Source organism: Streptococcus pseudopneumoniae ATCC BAA-960 = CCUG 49455 (assembly GCF_002087075.1).
Lineage (GTDB): Bacteria > Bacillota > Bacilli > Lactobacillales > Streptococcaceae > Streptococcus > Streptococcus pseudopneumoniae.
Map to the genome: position 1 here is coordinate 42665 of NZ_MWSM01000031.1, position 16782 is coordinate 59446.

Annotated in this window: 16 protein-coding genes and 1 pseudogene; 10 read left to right on the plus strand and 7 right to left on the minus strand. The window is 41.4% G+C overall.

Annotated elements, in window-relative coordinates; genetic code table 11:
- Positions 1 to 81: 81 nt before the first annotated feature.
- The 8 genes and pseudogenes from B4W83_RS07715 to B4W83_RS07750 all read left to right on the plus strand — a co-directional run.
- Complete coding sequence (locus B4W83_RS07715; RefSeq protein ID WP_000166478.1) at positions 82 to 789, plus strand: response regulator transcription factor; 708 nt, start codon at positions 82 to 84, stop codon at positions 787 to 789.
- Positions 790 to 2121 carry a two-component system histidine kinase PnpS gene (gene pnpS, locus B4W83_RS07720; protein WP_000833272.1) on the plus strand — a complete coding sequence of 444 codons (1332 nt, stop codon included), beginning with the start codon at positions 790 to 792 and terminating at the stop codon, positions 2119 to 2121.
- 166 nt (positions 2122 to 2287) lie between these two features.
- Positions 2288 to 3163 (plus strand): substrate-binding domain-containing protein, encoded by an 876-nt coding sequence (locus tag B4W83_RS07725; RefSeq protein WP_000669427.1) that lies wholly within the window; start codon positions 2288 to 2290, stop codon positions 3161 to 3163.
- 117 nt (positions 3164 to 3280) lie between these two features.
- Positions 3281 to 4144 (plus strand): phosphate ABC transporter permease subunit PstC, encoded by an 864-nt coding sequence (gene pstC, locus B4W83_RS07730; protein WP_000165892.1) that lies wholly within the window; start codon positions 3281 to 3283, stop codon positions 4142 to 4144.
- The gene (gene pstA, locus B4W83_RS07735; protein WP_000049768.1) at positions 4137 to 4952 is read left to right on the plus strand and encodes a phosphate ABC transporter permease PstA; all 816 of its coding nucleotides are present in this window, start codon (positions 4137 to 4139) and stop codon (positions 4950 to 4952) included. The genes pstC and pstA overlap by 8 nt, the downstream gene beginning before the upstream one ends.
- A 1-nt stretch (position 4953) precedes the next feature.
- Positions 4954 to 5706, plus strand: a complete 753-nt coding sequence (gene pstB / locus B4W83_RS07740; protein ID WP_000536446.1) for a phosphate ABC transporter ATP-binding protein PstB — start codon at positions 4954 to 4956, stop codon at positions 5704 to 5706.
- A 14-nt stretch (positions 5707 to 5720) separates the two neighbouring features.
- A complete protein-coding gene (phoU, locus tag B4W83_RS07745) occupies positions 5721 to 6371 on the plus strand; it encodes a phosphate signaling complex protein PhoU (protein WP_001245782.1) in 651 nt (216 codons plus the stop codon).
- Between the two features lie 40 nt (positions 6372 to 6411).
- A pseudogene (locus tag B4W83_RS07750) lies at positions 6412 to 6864 on the plus strand (transposase); the annotation flags it as partial.
- A 114-nt stretch (positions 6865 to 6978) separates the two neighbouring features.
- On the opposite strand, the gene B4W83_RS13445 reads toward B4W83_RS07750, so the two are convergent.
- The gene (locus B4W83_RS13445) at positions 6979 to 7230 is read right to left on the minus strand and encodes a hypothetical protein (RefSeq protein WP_007284768.1); all 252 of its coding nucleotides are present in this window, start codon (positions 7228 to 7230) and stop codon (positions 6979 to 6981) included.
- A 411-nt stretch (positions 7231 to 7641) separates the two neighbouring features.
- Between B4W83_RS13445 and B4W83_RS07765 the strand changes: the two genes are divergently transcribed.
- The gene (locus B4W83_RS07765) at positions 7642 to 8658 is read left to right on the plus strand and encodes an NAD(P)H-dependent glycerol-3-phosphate dehydrogenase (RefSeq protein ID WP_000745045.1); all 1017 of its coding nucleotides are present in this window, start codon (positions 7642 to 7644) and stop codon (positions 8656 to 8658) included.
- Positions 8659 to 8679: 21 nt separating this feature from the next.
- Positions 8680 to 9579: a UTP--glucose-1-phosphate uridylyltransferase GalU gene (galU, locus tag B4W83_RS07770; RefSeq protein ID WP_001185619.1), complete on the plus strand. Its 900-nt coding sequence runs from the start codon at positions 8680 to 8682 to the stop codon at positions 9577 to 9579.
- Between the two features lie 160 nt (positions 9580 to 9739).
- Here galU and B4W83_RS07775 read toward each other — a convergent pair whose 3' ends face one another.
- The 6 genes from B4W83_RS07775 to pbp1b all read right to left on the minus strand — a co-directional run bounded on the left by B4W83_RS07775 (position 9740) and on the right by pbp1b (position 16526).
- Entirely contained in the window at positions 9740 to 10414 is a 675-nt protein-coding gene (locus tag B4W83_RS07775) for a rhomboid family intramembrane serine protease (protein ID WP_000658506.1), read from the minus strand.
- Complete coding sequence (locus tag B4W83_RS07780) at positions 10398 to 10937, minus strand: 5-formyltetrahydrofolate cyclo-ligase (protein WP_000834335.1); 540 nt, start codon at positions 10935 to 10937, stop codon at positions 10398 to 10400. Before B4W83_RS07780 ends, B4W83_RS07775 begins: the two co-directional genes overlap by 17 nt.
- An 11-nt stretch (positions 10938 to 10948) precedes the next feature.
- Positions 10949 to 12079: an N-acetyldiaminopimelate deacetylase gene (locus tag B4W83_RS07785; protein ID WP_000885081.1), complete on the minus strand. Its 1131-nt coding sequence runs from the start codon at positions 12077 to 12079 to the stop codon at positions 10949 to 10951.
- 68 nt (positions 12080 to 12147) lie between these two features.
- On the minus strand, positions 12148 to 12846 hold the full coding sequence (dapD, locus tag B4W83_RS07790) for a 2,3,4,5-tetrahydropyridine-2,6-dicarboxylate N-acetyltransferase (RefSeq protein ID WP_000127477.1): 699 nt from the start codon (positions 12844 to 12846) through the stop codon (positions 12148 to 12150).
- A gap of 231 nt (positions 12847 to 13077) precedes the next feature.
- Positions 13078 to 13989 carry a DMT family transporter gene (locus tag B4W83_RS07795; protein WP_007285066.1) on the minus strand — a complete coding sequence of 304 codons (912 nt, stop codon included), beginning with the start codon at positions 13987 to 13989 and terminating at the stop codon, positions 13078 to 13080.
- Positions 13990 to 14060: 71 nt separating this feature from the next.
- Positions 14061 to 16526, minus strand: a complete 2466-nt coding sequence (pbp1b, locus tag B4W83_RS07800; RefSeq protein WP_001180957.1) for a penicillin-binding protein PBP1B — start codon at positions 16524 to 16526, stop codon at positions 14061 to 14063.
- Positions 16527 to 16782: the final 256 nt, after the last annotated feature.

Genomic DNA, 16782 nt, shown 5'->3' on the forward strand with positions numbered 1-16782 from the left:
TTGATAAGCAAATTTAATCTGATTTAGCAATGTTAGGATTTCTGATAATTGTGTTATAATGTTACCAATAGGAGATAATAGATGACAAAACAAGTCTTATTAGTGGATGATGAAGAACACATTCTGAGATTGCTTGACTACCATTTAAGTAAGGAAGGCTTTTCTACTCAATTGGTAACAAATGGACGGAAGGCCTTAGCTTTGGCAGAAACAGAACCCTTTGATTTTATCTTGCTTGATATCATGTTACCACAATTAGATGGCATAGAAGTTTGTAAGCGGCTGAGAGCCAAAGGCGTCAAAACTCCAATTATGATGGTTTCTGCGAAAAGTGATGAATTTGATAAGGTTTTGGCCTTGGAATTAGGGGCTGATGACTACCTGACCAAGCCTTTTAGCCCTAGAGAATTGCTGGCGCGTGTCAAGGCTGTCCTCAGGCGAACTAAAGGAGAACAAGAAGGAGATGATTCAGATAATATCGCTGACGATTCTTGGCTATTTGGGACCTTGAAAGTATACCCTGAGCGTCATGAAGTCTACAAGGCGAATAAGTTACTGAGTTTGACCCCAAAAGAATTTGAACTCTTGCTCTATCTTATGAAACATCCCAACATGACACTGACTAGAGAGCGTCTTTTGGAACGTATCTGGGGGTATGACTTTGGGCAGGAAACACGTTTGGTGGACGTTCATATTGGTAAGTTGAGGGAAAAAATTGAAGACAATCCTAAAGCCCCTCAATTTATTCGAACCATTCGGGGTTATGGTTATAAGTTCAAGGAGTTATAGATGAAACGCTACCTTCAATTTTGGCTAGTCAATCTAAGTGTTAGCCTCATTCTGATTGCAGGGATGGCATTAACTTGGATCAGTAAAGGCATCGGTCTCTTTCTTCTAGCCCTTTCTTTGGGACTAGGTAGCTACTGGCTCTTTTGCCTTTGGAAATGGGAAGTTGCTTTTGAGACCTTGCACCAACCTCTCTTGACCAGTAGTGAATACTTTTTAGAAAAAGGGCAAGAAGACTTAAAGTCTTTGGCTCAGTATGTGTCTGGCCTAAAAACCAAAGTCTCCCAACAGGATCAGCAATACAAGGACCTAGCCGAAACAATGGAGGTTCTTCTGTCGCACCTAACCATGGGGACGTTTTTAGTTTCCGCTCAAGGTCAGATGTTATTATCCAGTCGCTCTCTGCCTCATTATTTTCCCGATGTGGACGGCGACATAAGTTCACTTGATGACCTCAAACGGATGGATATTCGGAATTTAGTTCACCAAGCCTTTGATCAAAAAACAAGGTTAAAACAAGAAGTAAGTGGGTTTCATGAGGGTGACTTGATTTTAGAAGTGACAGCAGTTCCCGTTTTTAGCCCCACCCAATCTGTGGAAGCTGTGCTCGTCTTGCTATATGATTTAACAACGATTAGAACTTATGAAAAGTTAAATTTAGCCTTTGTCTCAAATGCCTCCCATGAATTGAGGACACCAGTTACTTCGATTAAGGGCTTTGCTGAAACCATTAAGGGGATGTCAGCTGAAGAAGAAGCGCTCAAGGATAACTTTCTAGACATTATTTACAAAGAAAGCTTGCGTCTTGAGCATATTGTTGAGCACCTTCTTACCTTATCTAAGGCTCAACAAATGCCTATACAATGGACGACCCTTTCTTTGGCAGAATTTGTACAGGATTTGACTCAAAGCTTGCAACCTCAGCTCAAGAAGAAGGATTTACAGCTAAAGGTGCAGGTGCCAGATGATGTCACCCTCGTATCAGATAGTCAATTACTTTCCCAAATCTTACTCAATCTTTTATCCAATGCCATCCGTTACACTGAACAAGGGGGAAAAATTGAGGTCAAGACCCAAAAGGTGAACGAAGGCATTAAGATTTCTGTATCAGATACAGGGATTGGTATTAGTCAATTAGAGCAGGATCGTATTTTTGAACGTTTTTACCGAGTTAATAAAGGTCGAAGCAGACAAACTGGTGGCACTGGTCTTGGCCTTGCCATTGTCAAAGAACTCAGTCAATTATTAGGTGGCCAAGTCACGGTGACGAGTCAGCTTGGCAGAGGCAGTTGCTTCACGATTTTTCTTCCTAACCAATCTTTCGCACAGGACTAATAATTTTTAAAGCTATTTTTAGGAGCAGCCATTTTTCAAAAGTGGCTTTTTTTGATTCTTTACACAATCTTTACATGAATCAGGGATAAACCTTTACAAAGACTTGTTAGACTATAAATGTAGTAAGCCTACACAAGAAAAATACATAGAGATAAAGGTGATTATTATGAAATTCAAAAAAATACTTACTCTTGCAGCCATTGGCTTATCAGGATTTGGGCTTGTTGCCTGTGGCAATCAGTCATCTGCTTCCAAACAGTCAGCTTCAGGAACGATTGAGGTGATTTCACGAGAAAATGGCTCTGGGACACGGGGTGCCTTCACAGAAATCACAGGGATTCTCAAAAAAGACGGTGATAAAAAAATTGACAACACTGCCAAAACAGCTGTGATTCAAAATAGTACAGAAGGTGTTCTCTCAGCAGTTCAAGGGAATGCTAATGCTATCGGCTACATCTCCTTGGGATCTTTAACGAAATCTGTCAAGGCTTTAGAGATTGATGGTGTCAAGGCTAGTCGAGACACAGTTTTAGATGGTGAATACCCTCTTCAACGTCCCTTCAACATTGTTTGGTCTTCTAATCTTTCCAAGCTAGGTCAAGATTTTATCAGCTTTATCCACTCCAAACAAGGTCAACAAGTGGTCACAGATAATAAATTTATTGAAGCTAAAACTGAAACCACAGAATATACAAGCCAACACTTATCAGGCAAGTTGTCTGTTGTAGGTTCCACTTCAGTATCTTCTTTAATGGAAAAATTAGCAGAAGCTTATAAAAAAGAAAATCCAGAAGTTACGATTGATATTACCTCTAATGGGTCTTCAGCAGGTATTACCGCTGTTACGGAGAAAACCGCTGATATTGGTATGGTTTCTAGGGAATTAACTCCTGAAGAAGGTAAGAGTCTCACCCATGATGCTATTGCTTTAGACGGTATTGCTGTTGTGGTCAATAATGACAATAAGGCAAGCCAAGTCAGTATGGCTGAACTTGCAGACGTTTTTAGTGGCAAATTAACCATCTGGGACAAGATTAAATAAAATGTTTGCTCCATAAATCTCTAAAGAGATGCAGACGTTTCATCGTACAATAAGATAAAGAAGGCAAGTAGGGAGGTGTCGTATCTCCCTTACTTTCTTCACTAGAAAGGACAAGATGTGACAAAACAAGCCTTCAAAGAAGCAGTTTTTAGGGCAATTTTTTTCATGAGTGCAACAGTAGCTGTTGTAGCTATTTTGCTAATCTGTTTCTTTATTTTTAGTAATGGCTTACCTTTCATGGCTAACTACGGCTTTGCCCGTTTTTTATTAGGCAGTGATTGGTCGCCAACGAACATTCCGGCAAGCTATGGTATTTTACCAATGATCGTTGGTTCCTTATTAATTACCTTAGGAGCGATTGTGATTGGGGTGCCAACAGGCATCTTGACATCGGTGTTTATGGTTTATTATTGTCCAAAGCCCGTCTATGGCTTCTTAAAATCAGCTATCAACTTGATGGCGGCCATTCCATCTATTGTTTATGGTTTTTTCGGCCTACAATTATTGGTGCCTTGGATTAGAAGCTTTTTAGGAAATGGCATGAGTGTCCTAACCGCTTCGTTACTATTAGGAATAATGATTTTGCCAACCATTATCAGTTTGTCAGAATCTGCTATCCGAACAGTTCCCAAAACGTATTATTCTGGTAGCTTGGCTCTAGGAGCTAGTCATGAACGGAGTATTTTTAGTGTCATCTTGCCAGCTGCGAGATCTGGTATTTTATCAGCAGTTATTTTAGGAATCGGTCGCGCAGTAGGTGAAACCATGGCAGTTATTTTGGTGGCAGGCAACCAGCCAATTATTCCAAGTGGACTCTTTTCAGGAACCAGAACCTTAACAACCAATATTGTTCTGGAGATGGCTTACGCATCAGGTCAGCATAGGGAAGCCCTTATTGCAACCTCAGCAGTTCTCTTTTTCCTTATTCTCTTGATTAATGCCTACTTTGCCTACTTGAAAGGAAAATCATCTTATGAGTAAATACCTGCTAAAACTTCTCGTTTATTGTTTTTCAGCTTTAACCTTTGGCTCTCTCTTTTTAATCATTGGTTTTATCCTCATCAAAGGCTTACCTCATCTAAGTCTATCCCTCTTTTCTTGGACTTATACTTCTGAGAACATTTCCCTTATGCCAGCGATTATTTCCACCGTTATTCTGGTCTTTGGTGCTCTTCTTTTAGCCTTGCCCATAGGGATTTTTGCTGGTTTTTATCTTGTGGAATATACAAAAAAAGATTCCCTTTGTGTTAAAATCATGCGATTGGCCTCAGATACCTTGTCTGGGATTCCTTCCATTGTTTTTGGTCTGTTTGGCATGCTCTTCTTTGTAGTCTTCTTAGGTTTTCAATACTCTCTGTTATCAGGAATCTTAACCTCAGTCATCATGGTGTTGCCAGTCATTATTCGCTCAACAGAAGAAGCCCTTTTATCTGTTAGTGATAGCATGCGTCAAGCAAGTTATGGACTTGGGGCAGGTAAGTTACGGACTGTTTTTAGAATTGTTCTACCAGTTGCCATGCCAGGTATTTTAGCTGGAGTGATACTAGCTATTGGCCGTATCGTTGGTGAGACAGCTGCCCTCATGTATACATTAGGTACCTCTACCAATACGCCAAGTAGTCTCATGTCTTCAGGTCGTTCTCTAGCCCTGCATATGTATATGCTGTCAAGTGAGGGGCTACATGTCAATGAAGCCTATGCTACCGGTGTGATTTTGATTATTACTGTTTTAATGATAAATACTCTATCAAGCTTATTATCTCGAAAACTTGTGAAAGGAGCTTCCTAGTATGGGAACATTTTCAGTCAGACACCTAGACTTATTTTACGGGGACTTTCAAGCCTTAAAAAATATTTCGATTCAATTACCAGAAAGACAGATTACTGCCTTGATAGGCCCATCTGGTTGTGGTAAATCAACTTTTCTAAAAACCCTTAATCGGATGAACGATTTGGTTCCTTCTTGCCATATTGAAGGCCAAGTCCTCTTAGATGAGCAAGATATTTATAGTAGCAAATTCAACCTTAATCAGCTACGTAAGCGTGTAGGGATGGTTTTTCAACAGCCTAATCCCTTTGCCATGTCTATCTATGATAACGTGGCTTATGGCCCAAGGACACATGGTATTCGAGACAAAAAACAATTAGATGCCTTAGTGGAAAAATCTTTAAAAGGGGCAGCCATTTGGGACGAAGTCAAAGATAATCTTAAAAAGAGTGCCATGTCCTTATCAGGCGGTCAGCAGCAACGCCTTTGCATTGCGCGAGCTTTAGCAGTAGAACCTGATATTCTGTTAATGGATGAGCCGACTTCAGCCTTAGACCCTATCTCCACTTTAAAAATTGAAGACCTCATTCAGCAACTAAAAAAGGATTATACGATTATCATTGTTACCCATAACATGCAACAAGCTTCACGTATTTCAGATAAAACTGCTTTTTTCTTAACAGGAGAAATTTGCGAATTTGGAGACACCGTTGACGTGTTTACCAATCCAAAAGATCAGCGCACAGAAGACTATATTTCAGGACGGTTCGGATAAGGAAGGAAAAACCTATGAGAAATCAATTTGACTTAGAATTGCATGAATTAGAACAATCCTTTTTAGGACTAGGGCAACTTGTCCTTGAAACAGCTTCAAAAGCCTTACTGGCCTTAGCCTCCAAAGACAAGGAGATGGCAGAGCTAATTATCAATAAGGATCATGCTATCAACCAAGGTCAAAGCGCTATCGAATTGACCTGTGCCCGTTTGTTGGCCTTGCAGCAGCCACAAGTGTCTGACCTTCGATTTGTGATTAGCATCATGTCTTCTTGTTCAGACCTTGAACGTATGGGAGACCATATGGCAGGCATTGCTAAAGCTGTTTTGCAACTAAAAGAAAATCAACTAGCCCCTGACGAAGAACAGTTACACCAAATGGGTAAATTATCCCTCAGCATGCTATCCGATTTATTGGTTGCCTTTCCTTTGCACCAAGCCTCAAAAGCTATTAGTATTGCTCAAAAAGATGAACAGATTGACCAATATTATTATGCCTTATCAAAGGAAATCATTGGACTTATGAAAGACCAAGAAACCTCAATTCCCAATGGAACACAATACCTTTATATCATAGGGCATCTGGAACGCTTCGCTGATTACATTGCTAACATTTGTGAACGCCTAGTCTACCTAGAAACAGGAGAACTAGTGGATTTGAATTAATTCAACTAATCCTTAAAAGAGAAGAGTACGATTAAGTGCTCTTTTTTATGGTTGTAAAAAAGTTCATTTGACCAATTTAAGCAGTGTAGATAGTGAGGAGCTGTTTCAATTCTATCGTGAACGAGGGAATGCTGAAAACTTTATCAAAGAAAGGAAAGCAGGATTCTTTGGGGATAAGACAGATAGTTCGACCATGATTAAGAATGAAGTACGTATGATGATGGGCTGTCTGGCTTATAATCTCTACCTCTTTTTAAAGCAGCTAGCTGGTGATGAAGTAAAGGCCTTGACTATCAAGCGTTTTCGACCTCTCTTCCTTCATATTGCCGGAAAATATGTCTCTACTGCTAGACGACATATTCTCAAATTCTCAAGTCTATACGCCTATTCAAAACAATTTCAAGCCTTATTTGATACAATCTGCCAGATAAATCTGATACTCCCTGTTCCATATAGAGCTAGAGGGCAGGGGAAAACATGCCTAACAGAATAAGTCACCTTATTTTAAAAATCGAGCATCAAACCAAGGGAGGAGTCTACCCTTTTTTAGGAAAAAATCAAGACAAATCTCCTCAATTATGTCTCGAACATCAGAAATTAAGCAAAATCACCAGAAGGACAGTAGTTTAACTAGCTTTTCTGGTGATTTTTGAACTGTGTAGTTCGTTAGTGCCAGATATGAATAATTTGGGATGATAAATCTTTCTTCCTCAGGTAGCCTATCATAATACTCTTCAAAAATCTTATCAAAAACACTCTCTTTCTTTTGGGCGATAGTTTCATCTTCGTATGTAGGAGTCCTCATCAAGAAATACTTCAATTCTAGGTATTCCTTATCCAACTCTATATAACTTGGCATCAACTTGTAATCTTCAACCCCCAAACGTTCAGCGATATATTTTAACTTTGTTAGTGTTGGTCTGGATTCTCCATTTTCAATTCTAATTAATTGACGGATACTTCATTCAGACTCATCGCCACAAAATTCTGAACTACTGATTTTTTTAGCCAAACGTAATCTTTTAATTTTTTCGCCAAACTCTCGCAAGCTACAAGAACCTCCTGAGTTGTTTACCTCTATTATAAGCATATACTGAATCAAACTATCTATCAGATTTCTTCTCACTTTAACTAAAGACTGAGAGTTTAATACTAGCCCCGGTTTTTGTGTATTTTTGAAGTCACAAAGACACCACTTCCCAGCAATGCAAGTGCAAAATCCTCTAGAATATGATAGAATAAGAGAAAGGACTCTATTAAGGAGGAAATCATGAAAAAACAAACCGTCGCCGTCTTGGGGCCTGGTTCCTGGGGAACTGCCCTTTCACAAGTCTTAAATGACAATGGACACGAGGTACGTATTTGGGGAAATCTTCCCGAACAAATCAATGAAATTAATACCTATCATACTAACAAGCACTACTTTAAAGATGTCGTTCTAGATGAAAATATCATTGCCTACACCGACTTAGCAGAGGCACTGAGAGATGTGGATGCGATTTTGTTTGTTGTCCCAACAAAAGTGACACGACTTGTTGCCCAACAAGTTGCACAAACCTTGGACCATAAGGTTATCATCATGCACGCATCAAAGGGATTAGAACCTGATAGCCATAAACGATTATCAACCATCCTTGAAGAAGAAATTCCTGAACATCTCCGCAGTGATATTGTCGTTGTTTCAGGTCCTAGTCATGCAGAAGAGACCATTGTGCGTGACCTGACTTTAATCACTGCTGCTTCTAAAGATTTACACACAGCTCAATACGTTCAGGAGCTATTTAGTAATCACTACTTCCGACTTTATACCAATACGGATGTTATCGGGGTCGAAACCGCTGGTGCTCTTAAAAATATTATCGCTGTCGGTGCCGGAGCTTTACATGGTTTGGGATTTGGTGACAATGCCAAGGCAGCCATCATCGCTCGAGGCTTGGCAGAAATTACCCGCCTAGGGGTGGCACTCGGGGCTAGTCCATTGACCTATAGTGGCTTGTCTGGTGTAGGAGACTTGATCGTAACGGGAACCTCCATCCACTCTCGTAACTGGAGAGCTGGAGATGCCCTTGGTCGTGGAGAATCTCTAGCTGATATCGAAGCCAATATGGGCATGGTGATTGAAGGAATTTCAACGACCCGAGCAGCCTATGAACTAGCGCAAGAACTTGGAGTCTATATGCCCATTACACAAGCCATTTACCAAGTTATCTACCACGGAACCAATATCAAAGATGCCATTTATGACATCATGAACAATGAATTTAAAGCAGAAAATGAGTGGTCTTAACCCTCTAGAGAAAGGATTCTTATGGCACTGAAAGTTAGAAAAGCAGTCATTCCTGCCGCTGGACTAGGAACTCGATTTTTACCAGCAACCAAGGCCCTTGCCAAAGAAATGTTGCCAATTGTAGACAAACCAACTATCCAGTTTATCGTGGAAGAGGCTCTCAAATCAGGTATTGAAGATATTCTGGTTGTCACTGGTAAGTCAAAACGTTCTATTGAGGACCACTTTGATTCAAATTTTGAGCTTGAGTACAACCTCAAAGAGAAAGGTAAAACAGATCTGTTAAAATTGGTAGATGAAGCAACTGGTATGCGCCTCCATTTCATCCGCCAAACTCACCCTCGTGGTCTTGGAGATGCTGTCCTACAAGCCAAAGCTTTTGTAGGGAATGAGCCCTTCGTTGTTATGCTGGGTGATGACCTTATGGACATCACAGATGAGAACGCCGTTCCTTTGACAAAACAACTGATGAAGGATTACGAAAAGACACACGCATCAACCATTGCTGTCATGCCCGTACCACACGAAGACGTTTCATCATATGGAGTCATTGCTCCTCAAGGTGAAGGAATCAACGGACTCTATAGCGTTGAAACTTTTGTTGAAAAACCAGCGACCGAAGATGCACCAAGTGATTTTGCAATCATCGGTCGCTATCTACTCACACCTGAGATTTTTGATATCCTCGAAAAGCAAGCTCCTGGTGCTGGAAATGAAATCCAACTTACTGATGCTATTGATACGCTCAATAAAACACAGCGTGTTTTTGCCCGTGAATTTACAGGAGCTCGTTACGACGTTGGGGATAAGTTTGGATTTATGAAAACATCTATTGACTACGCCCTCAAACATCCACAAGTCAAAGATGACTTAAAAGATTACCTCATCCAACTGGGAAAAGAATTGGCTGAGAAGGAATAATACTCTTCGAAAATCTCTTCAAACCACGTTAGCTTCACCTTGCCGTACTCAAGTATAGCCTGCGGTTAGCTTCCTAGTTTGCTCTTTGATTTTCATTGAGTATAAAATAAAAAAAGATAAGGTTCAAAAAATGCCTTATCTTTTTTCATTTCACAAATTTTCATCCCATTCCCTTGTAGAGAAGTAAGACTGCGAGTCCTACGAACAAGACTAACGCTACCAGTCTCTGACTAGCACTATACATCCGTCTTTCTCCTCTAACTGGAAAGATAATTGCTAGAAATGCACCACCAACTGCACCTCCGATATGGCCTGCTAGGCTGATTCCTGGAATCAGAACACTTCCAATAATGTTAATCACAAAAAGTGTCAGATAAGACTGTCCTAGCTGTTGGATATAAGGATTACGAGTTGCATAGCGAAGAATGATAATCGCGGCAAATAGACCATAAAGAGAGGTGGATGCACCTGCTGCTAAGGATTTGGGACTAAATACAAAAACAAAGAGATTGCCCATCATTCCTGATAAAAGATAGAGAAAAAAAAACTGCTTAGAACCGAAAATCTCCTCTACCTGCCTTCCAAGATAATAAAGTGAAAGCATATTAACAATGAAATGCTCCCACCCAATATGAACAAAAATAGCCGAAAAGAGACGCCAAATTTGCTCGGGAAAGAGGCGAATGGCAGGCCCATACATGGCTCCAAATCGAAATAGAGTATCCGCCCTGTCAAAGTTTCCTCCTGTAGTTACCAACATTAGTAGAAATACCACGGCCGTCACTAAAAGAAAGAAACTCGTCACAGGGTAACGCCTATCAAAGATTTCCTTCATCAATCAAAACCTCCTGAACAGGAATATCATGGTTTTCAGGGATAAAGTCCTGAACTTGATAATGATAAACCGTACTCAAAGTATGACCAGTAAACTGTTCCAGATAGCGGTCATAATAACCTCCGCCATAGCCAATCCGATAGCCTTCCATCGTAAAAGCCAGCCCTGGGACATGAATCAAATCAATCTGAGAGGCATCTACCACTTCCAAATTTCCCTGTGGTTCCAGTAAGCCAAAGGAAGTTTTGACCAGTTGTTGCAGATCATAGACCACAAAGTCCATGCGCCCCTTGGAATAGGTTTTGGGTATCAGAACCTTCTTGCCGTCCCTCAGCGCCTGCTCAATCAATCCCTGCGTTTGAAATTCGTGCGGAAAAGAGAGATAGGTTGCGATGACCTTGGCTTCTTGGTAGAAGGGATGGTGTAAAAGCCGCTCGGTTAAAGCTTGCTCTATAGCCTGTTTTTGCTCTTGAGATATAGCCTTCATTTCTTGCAAGACTTGCTTGCGTAGTTCCGATTTCATAGACAACCCCTCTACTCTGCTGCCTTCTTTTTCAGGAAACTAGAGACCGCATCCACCCCAATAGCTAATGCTTCTTCCTTAGGAGCCATCTGAGGGTGATGAAGGGCGTAGGGACTATCGATACCCAGCCAAAACATCACGCCATCAACCTTTGAAAGGAGATAACCAAAGTCCTCGCCTGTCATAGCAGGCTCGATATCAATCAACTCAATTCCGTCTTTCTCTTCAAAAAAGTCCATTAGTTCACGCGCCAAGGCTGGATGGTTCTCAACAGGTAGGTATCCACCTTGTTTGAGTTCCACTTCGACTTCCATATCAAAGGCAGCTGCAACTCCTTCTGCAACTGTTTTGACCCGCTTTTGTACCAAGAGACTCATGTCCTGAGTCAAGGCCCGAATAGTTCCATGCAAAAAGGCTGTATCTGTGATAACATTGTTGGTTGTTCCAGCTTGGAAAACTCCAAAGGTCACCACCGCTCCCTCGATTGGGTTGACATTGCGGCTGACAACTGACTGCACCTGGGTCACAAAGTAACTAGCTGCCACCAAGGCGTCATTAGCTTCATGTGGAAAGGCTGCGTGTCCTCCTTTGCCTTTGAAACGGATCTTCACCTCGCAAGTTCCTGCAAAGAGTGTATGAGTATTGGTCGCAATCTGACCAACCTTCAAATCTGGTCGAACATGAAGCCCATAAAACTGGTCTGGCAACCAGTCTCCAAAAGCGCCATCCTCATACATGAGCATGCCACCAGCTTCATTTTCTTCAGCAGGCTGAAATAGGAAGAGTAGATTATTTTTAGGTTGTTCCTCAAGGGCGCGCTCGAGACAGCCTAAGGCAATAGTCATGTGGAAATCATGACCACAAGCGTGCATGCGACCTTGATGCTGAGAAGCAAAAGGAAGTCCTGTTTGTTCAACGATAGGCAGACCATCAATATCCGTCCGCCAACCAATAGTACGCTCTGGCTGACTTCCCTGCAAGTAAACCAAAATACCTGTCCGCCAAGTACGAACTTGAACAAACTCCTTGCCCGCAGTCAATTTCTCAATCACATCCAGCAAATAAGCATGAGTCTTGAACTCCTCCAAGCCAATCTCTGGAATCTGGTGCAAATCTCGTCTAGTCTGAATCAAATCTAACATCTATCTATCCTCCTATATAGCAGAAAGAGGCTGGAAAAAGGGTCCCGCCTCTATTTTTCTTTTACAAATTACAAGGTACGAAGCGCATCCTCTAGCGCTGTTTTTTGTTGAGTTTGGGCATCAATCTCTTTGATAATTCGAGCTGGAACACCTGCTACTACTACATTTTCTGGAACATCTTGGGTAACGATAGCTCCTGCTGCGACAACTGAACCACTACCGATTTGGACTCCTTCGATAACCACTGCATTGGCACCGATAAGAACATTGTCTCCAACACGGACTGGTTCTGCGCTAGCTGGCTCAATCACACCTGCTAAAACTGCACCTGCACCAACGTGGCTATTTTTCCCAACGATGGCACGGCCACCAAGGATAGCCCCCATGTCAATCATGGTTCCTGCACCGATTTCAGCACCGATATTGATAACAGCTCCCATCATGATAACAGCATTGTCACCAATTTCTACCTGGTCACGGATAATAGCGCCTGGCTCGATACGAGCGTTGATAGCACGTTTATCTAGCAAAGGAACTGCAGAATTGCGGGCATCTTGCTCAACAACATAGTCTTGATTTTCTACCAAACCATTGAGAAGCGGAGCCACGTCCTTCCAGTCTCCAAATAAAACATTCCCTAGTCTAACAACCGAGCTAGGTACAGCAGTTGCGAGTTGTCCCTCAAAAGTTACTTTCACACTGGTTTTCTTCTCAGCATTAGCGATAAATTGGATAATTTCTTGAGCATTCATTTTTGTAGCAGTCATAAAAAAACCTCTCATTCTTTATAATGATAACTATTCTACCAAAAAAAGCCTCAAATTTGAAGCCTTTTTGTCTGTTTTTAGGTATGATTTTTTTAGGGATGTGAGATAAAACGTGCTGTCGGTAAAAGCAAACCCCTACCGATACAACCTAAAAACACTCTTCACAACTATCTCCCCGTGTTTTATTGACTATTCTAGTATAGCACACTTTTAGAATTAAGAAAAGACTTTTTATCTACTTTCTTTCGCTTCTTCTATAGACAAAAATATCATGGGTAAAATAATCAAGGCCATAGCTAGAAGGAGTGACCAATCCACTACCAGGCCTAAGAACAAAACACTCAAGAGAGCAGAAGAGAGAGGTTCACTGGCACTGATAACGGAAACCACCAAAGGAGAAACCAAGGACACCGCCTTCATGGAAATAAAAAAAGCAAAAGCCGTCCCAAAGAAAGCGATAATGAGACAAATCAAGATACTCCAAATATCAAGAGTAAAGGAAAGCTGATGCACTGGCGAGAGAACATTGCTAAATAAACCTGCCAAAATCATCCCCCACCCAACCGTGGGTACAAAACCATAGCGCTTCGCAAAAGGCTGGGGCAAGATAACATTAAACATAACACCCATAGCACTCAGTAAGCCCGTCACAAGGGCTAGTGGTGTCATGGATAACTGAGAGAGATCTCCCTTTGTCGCCATCAAGCAAACACCCAGCATAGCAATCAAAACATAGAAAATAGCACTTTTTGACGCTCGTTTTTGATAAACCAAGCGATTGTAAAAGAGGATAAAGACAGGACTGATAAACTGTAAAATAGTCGCTGTCGCTGCATTTGAGTATTCTACACAGAGATAGAAAAAATACTGGACTGAAAAAATCCCCAAAATAGCATAGGCCAAAAAGGGTAGGTAATTTTTCTTGTCTCGCCAAATATCTAGCACTTGCGATTTTAATTGTATTGCAGACCAAATGAGTACAAGACTCCCTGCTAGTGTCAATCGCATAGAGGTAATCCAGCCAGAAGACACCTGGTAATGAGTAAAGAAATACTCTCCTAGAATTCCACAGATTCCCCAGATTAAGCCGGATAGGAGCGAATAAATAGTTCCTTTAACAATCTTTTTCTGATACTGATTCATACCTTTATTGTAACACGAAAGGAAAAAAGAAAAAAGTGGCAATCCATTGATTCGCCACTTCATTTAGAGAATTATCGTCTCGCCCTTGAAGAAGAAGGTCGTGTAGCACTTGAGTTACTGCTATCGCTAGAACTACTACTTGAACTGCTGGAGCTTGATGGAGTTGGTAGACTCCTCACAATACTAGACCAAGCATTCTGATAATCCGCATCACTTCCGCCAATAGCAAAGCGATAACTTGTCGCTGGCGCTCCTGACTTATTAGCCCAATAGCTGGTAACAGTCGAACCTGTGACCTCTACTTCTTTTCCTTCAACAGAAACCTTCCCTGGTTTTTGACCTGTTGATTTCAAGACTTCCGATTTCACTACACTAGGATCTAAAGCAAAGCGCTCGTTCCCCCAAATGCTTGGGGAGGCTTTCTGAATCGCATTTACTAGATGAGCCATGTAATTAGAGTTATTAGAATAACCTGCTCTACGTGACAATGAATGATTATCATCATGCCCAATCCAGCCACCTAGGGTTAATCTAGGTGTCGAAAGCATAAGCCACATATTTTCGTCTTGGTTGGTTGTACCAGTCTTCCCAATCCAATCTGCATTAGCCAGAGTAGGATTTAAAGCAGTCAGATTCGTCTTGAAGGTTGTTGTCACACGAGAGGATAGAACTTCTCGCAACAAGCTCTGCATAATTGTCGCAGTAGCTTTTGAATAGACTTGAACCGGTTTGTCCTGATACTCATACACCACTCTACCATCTGCTGCTTCAATCTTTGAAATCACATGCTTCTGATGATAAACTCCATTATTAGCCAAGGTCTGATAGCCATTGGTATGCTGGGCAACTGTGACTTCAATACCACCACCCATTGGCAAGCTCTCAATATCGTACTCAGGAATCTCGTAGCCCATCTTTTCCATATAACCTTTGACATCCACACCCTTTTCACGGAGCATACGGTAGGTCCAGTAAGCCGGGATATTCCATGAATAGTTCAGAGCTTCTCCCAAGGTCATCATTCCTGTTCCCTTGCTATTAGCATACATAATCGGATTGCCATTGGCAAAGTTTGTTGGATAGTTAGATAGAATCGTTTCGCTTCCCATCAAGCCCTGGTCAATAGCAATACCGTAGGCCAGCAAAGGCTTGGTAGTAGAAGCTGGTGAGCGCTTAGTATCAAAGGCATGATTATTTTGATTTTCTTGATAATTGCGACCACCTACAAAGCCTAGAATAGCACCTGTTTGGTTGTCCATCAAGACATTTCCTACTTCTACACGACCTGTTCCATCGTCTAAAAGATAGCCATAGTCAGCAACCGCATTTTGCATGGCAGAATGAATTTTCTGGTCTATGGTAGTAGTAATCTTATAACCACCATTTTCAATTTCCTTGGCTGCCAAATCACGATAAAACTTCTGAGTTGCCTCATTTTTCAATTCCTTAGTGGAGACATTGTCTCTCTGAGCTAGATAGTCATACATACGTTCTTGAGCTTCTGCCAAAGTTGTAAAGTATAAATAGTCTCGTGAAATTCCTGTGACCGTGCCCGATGGTAAAAAGTCCTGTTTAAGGTCATAATCCTTGTACTGAGAATACTCGTCCTTGCTTAAGGCACCTGTACGATACATACTGTAAAGAACTGCCTTAGCCCGTCTTAAGCCAATTTCTAGGTCTTCATCACTCTTCAACTCCCCAGTATTTTCATAAGGAGAGTAAGTAATGGGACTCTGTGGAAGTCCTGCTAAAAATGCTGCTTGAGGAACAGTCAACTGACTGGCATCGACACCGAAAATCCCCTCAGCCGCCTGCTGAGCTCCTGCAATATTCTGCCCCTTATTATTTCGGCCAAAGGGAGCCACATTGAGATAGGTCGTTAAAATCTCATCTTTATTCATGGCGCGTTCCAAGGCAAGAGCATCCACAATCTCTGTCGCCTTACGAGCCAAGGTCGGCGCATCCCCAACCACCTGCTGTTTAATCAGTTGCTGGGTCAAGGTTGAACCCCCACTAGAGGAACCCAAACCTACAAATTTCCCCAAGGTCGCACGAATCACCGCCTTGGGTACTACACCCTTATGTTCTTTAAAGTGTTCGTCTTCCGTCGCAATGATAGCCTTCTTCAGATTTTCCGAAATTTGCTCAGATGAGATAGAAGTGCGCAACAAATCACTCTCTATGGAAGCAATTACCGTCCCATCCGCATAGGTAATCTCTGAAATAGAAGAGATGTCCTTGACCTGATGTACCAATTCTTCTGTCTGAGGCACCCGAACCTTGTCAAATAAGGCCACTCCGTATCCCAAAGCAATCCCAGCTCCCAACATTCCTCCTAGAAAACCGAGTACAAAGAGTAAGTTAAATAAGGCTTTTATACTCAGTAAAATAGCTGGAAAAATGGCTGACTTATCTAAGGTTTTAGATTTTTTGGTACTTGAACCTTTCTTGCCAGGTCTAGCTGATTTTTTATTTTTTTGTTTTTGCTGGAAAAATTCCAGCATTTTTCGTTTTAATTCATTTAATTGATTTTGCATGGATTTCCTCACTCTATCTATTATACCATAAAAGGGAAACTTTCAATAAAATAGCCACTTTCTTCCCTATTCTGCTAGGCTATTGCCCAAGTTTGTGATACAATAGTTAGAAACAATAATTTTAAAAAGGAGAAAAGACACATGCACATTTTTGATGAGCTAAAAGAGCGTGGTTTGATTTTTCAAACGACTGATGAAGAAGCTTTGCGTAAAGCCCTAGAAGAAGGTCAAGTTTCTTCCCGACTTTATCACTTAA

What these genes read in the sequence shown, in the direction of transcription:
- B4W83_RS07715 (WP_000166478.1), top strand. Translation starts at nt 82, where the DNA reads ATGACAAAACAAGTCTTATTAGTGGATGATGAAGAACACATTCTGAGA.
- pnpS (WP_000833272.1), top strand. Translation starts at nt 790, where the DNA reads ATGAAACGCTACCTTCAATTTTGGCTAGTCAATCTAAGTGTTAGCCTC.
- B4W83_RS07725 (WP_000669427.1), top strand. Translation starts at nt 2,288, where the DNA reads ATGAAATTCAAAAAAATACTTACTCTTGCAGCCATTGGCTTATCAGGA.
- pstA (WP_000049768.1), top strand. Translation starts at nt 4,137, where the DNA reads ATGAGTAAATACCTGCTAAAACTTCTCGTTTATTGTTTTTCAGCTTTA.
- pstB (WP_000536446.1), top strand. Translation starts at nt 4,954, where the DNA reads ATGGGAACATTTTCAGTCAGACACCTAGACTTATTTTACGGGGACTTT.
- phoU (WP_001245782.1), top strand. Translation starts at nt 5,721, where the DNA reads ATGAGAAATCAATTTGACTTAGAATTGCATGAATTAGAACAATCCTTT.
- B4W83_RS13445 (WP_007284768.1), bottom strand. Translation starts at nt 7,230, where the DNA reads ATGCCAAGTTATATAGAGTTGGATAAGGAATACCTAGAATTGAAGTAT.
- B4W83_RS07765 (WP_000745045.1), top strand. Translation starts at nt 7,642, where the DNA reads ATGAAAAAACAAACCGTCGCCGTCTTGGGGCCTGGTTCCTGGGGAACT.
- galU (WP_001185619.1), top strand. Translation starts at nt 8,680, where the DNA reads ATGGCACTGAAAGTTAGAAAAGCAGTCATTCCTGCCGCTGGACTAGGA.
- B4W83_RS07775 (WP_000658506.1), bottom strand. Translation starts at nt 10,414, where the DNA reads ATGAAGGAAATCTTTGATAGGCGTTACCCTGTGACGAGTTTCTTTCTT.
- B4W83_RS07780 (WP_000834335.1), bottom strand. Translation starts at nt 10,937, where the DNA reads ATGAAATCGGAACTACGCAAGCAAGTCTTGCAAGAAATGAAGGCTATA.
- B4W83_RS07785 (WP_000885081.1), bottom strand. Translation starts at nt 12,079, where the DNA reads ATGTTAGATTTGATTCAGACTAGACGAGATTTGCACCAGATTCCAGAG.
- dapD (WP_000127477.1), bottom strand. Translation starts at nt 12,846, where the DNA reads ATGACTGCTACAAAAATGAATGCTCAAGAAATTATCCAATTTATCGCT.
- B4W83_RS07795 (WP_007285066.1), bottom strand. Translation starts at nt 13,989, where the DNA reads ATGAATCAGTATCAGAAAAAGATTGTTAAAGGAACTATTTATTCGCTC.
- pbp1b (WP_001180957.1), bottom strand. Translation starts at nt 16,526, where the DNA reads ATGCAAAATCAATTAAATGAATTAAAACGAAAAATGCTGGAATTTTTC.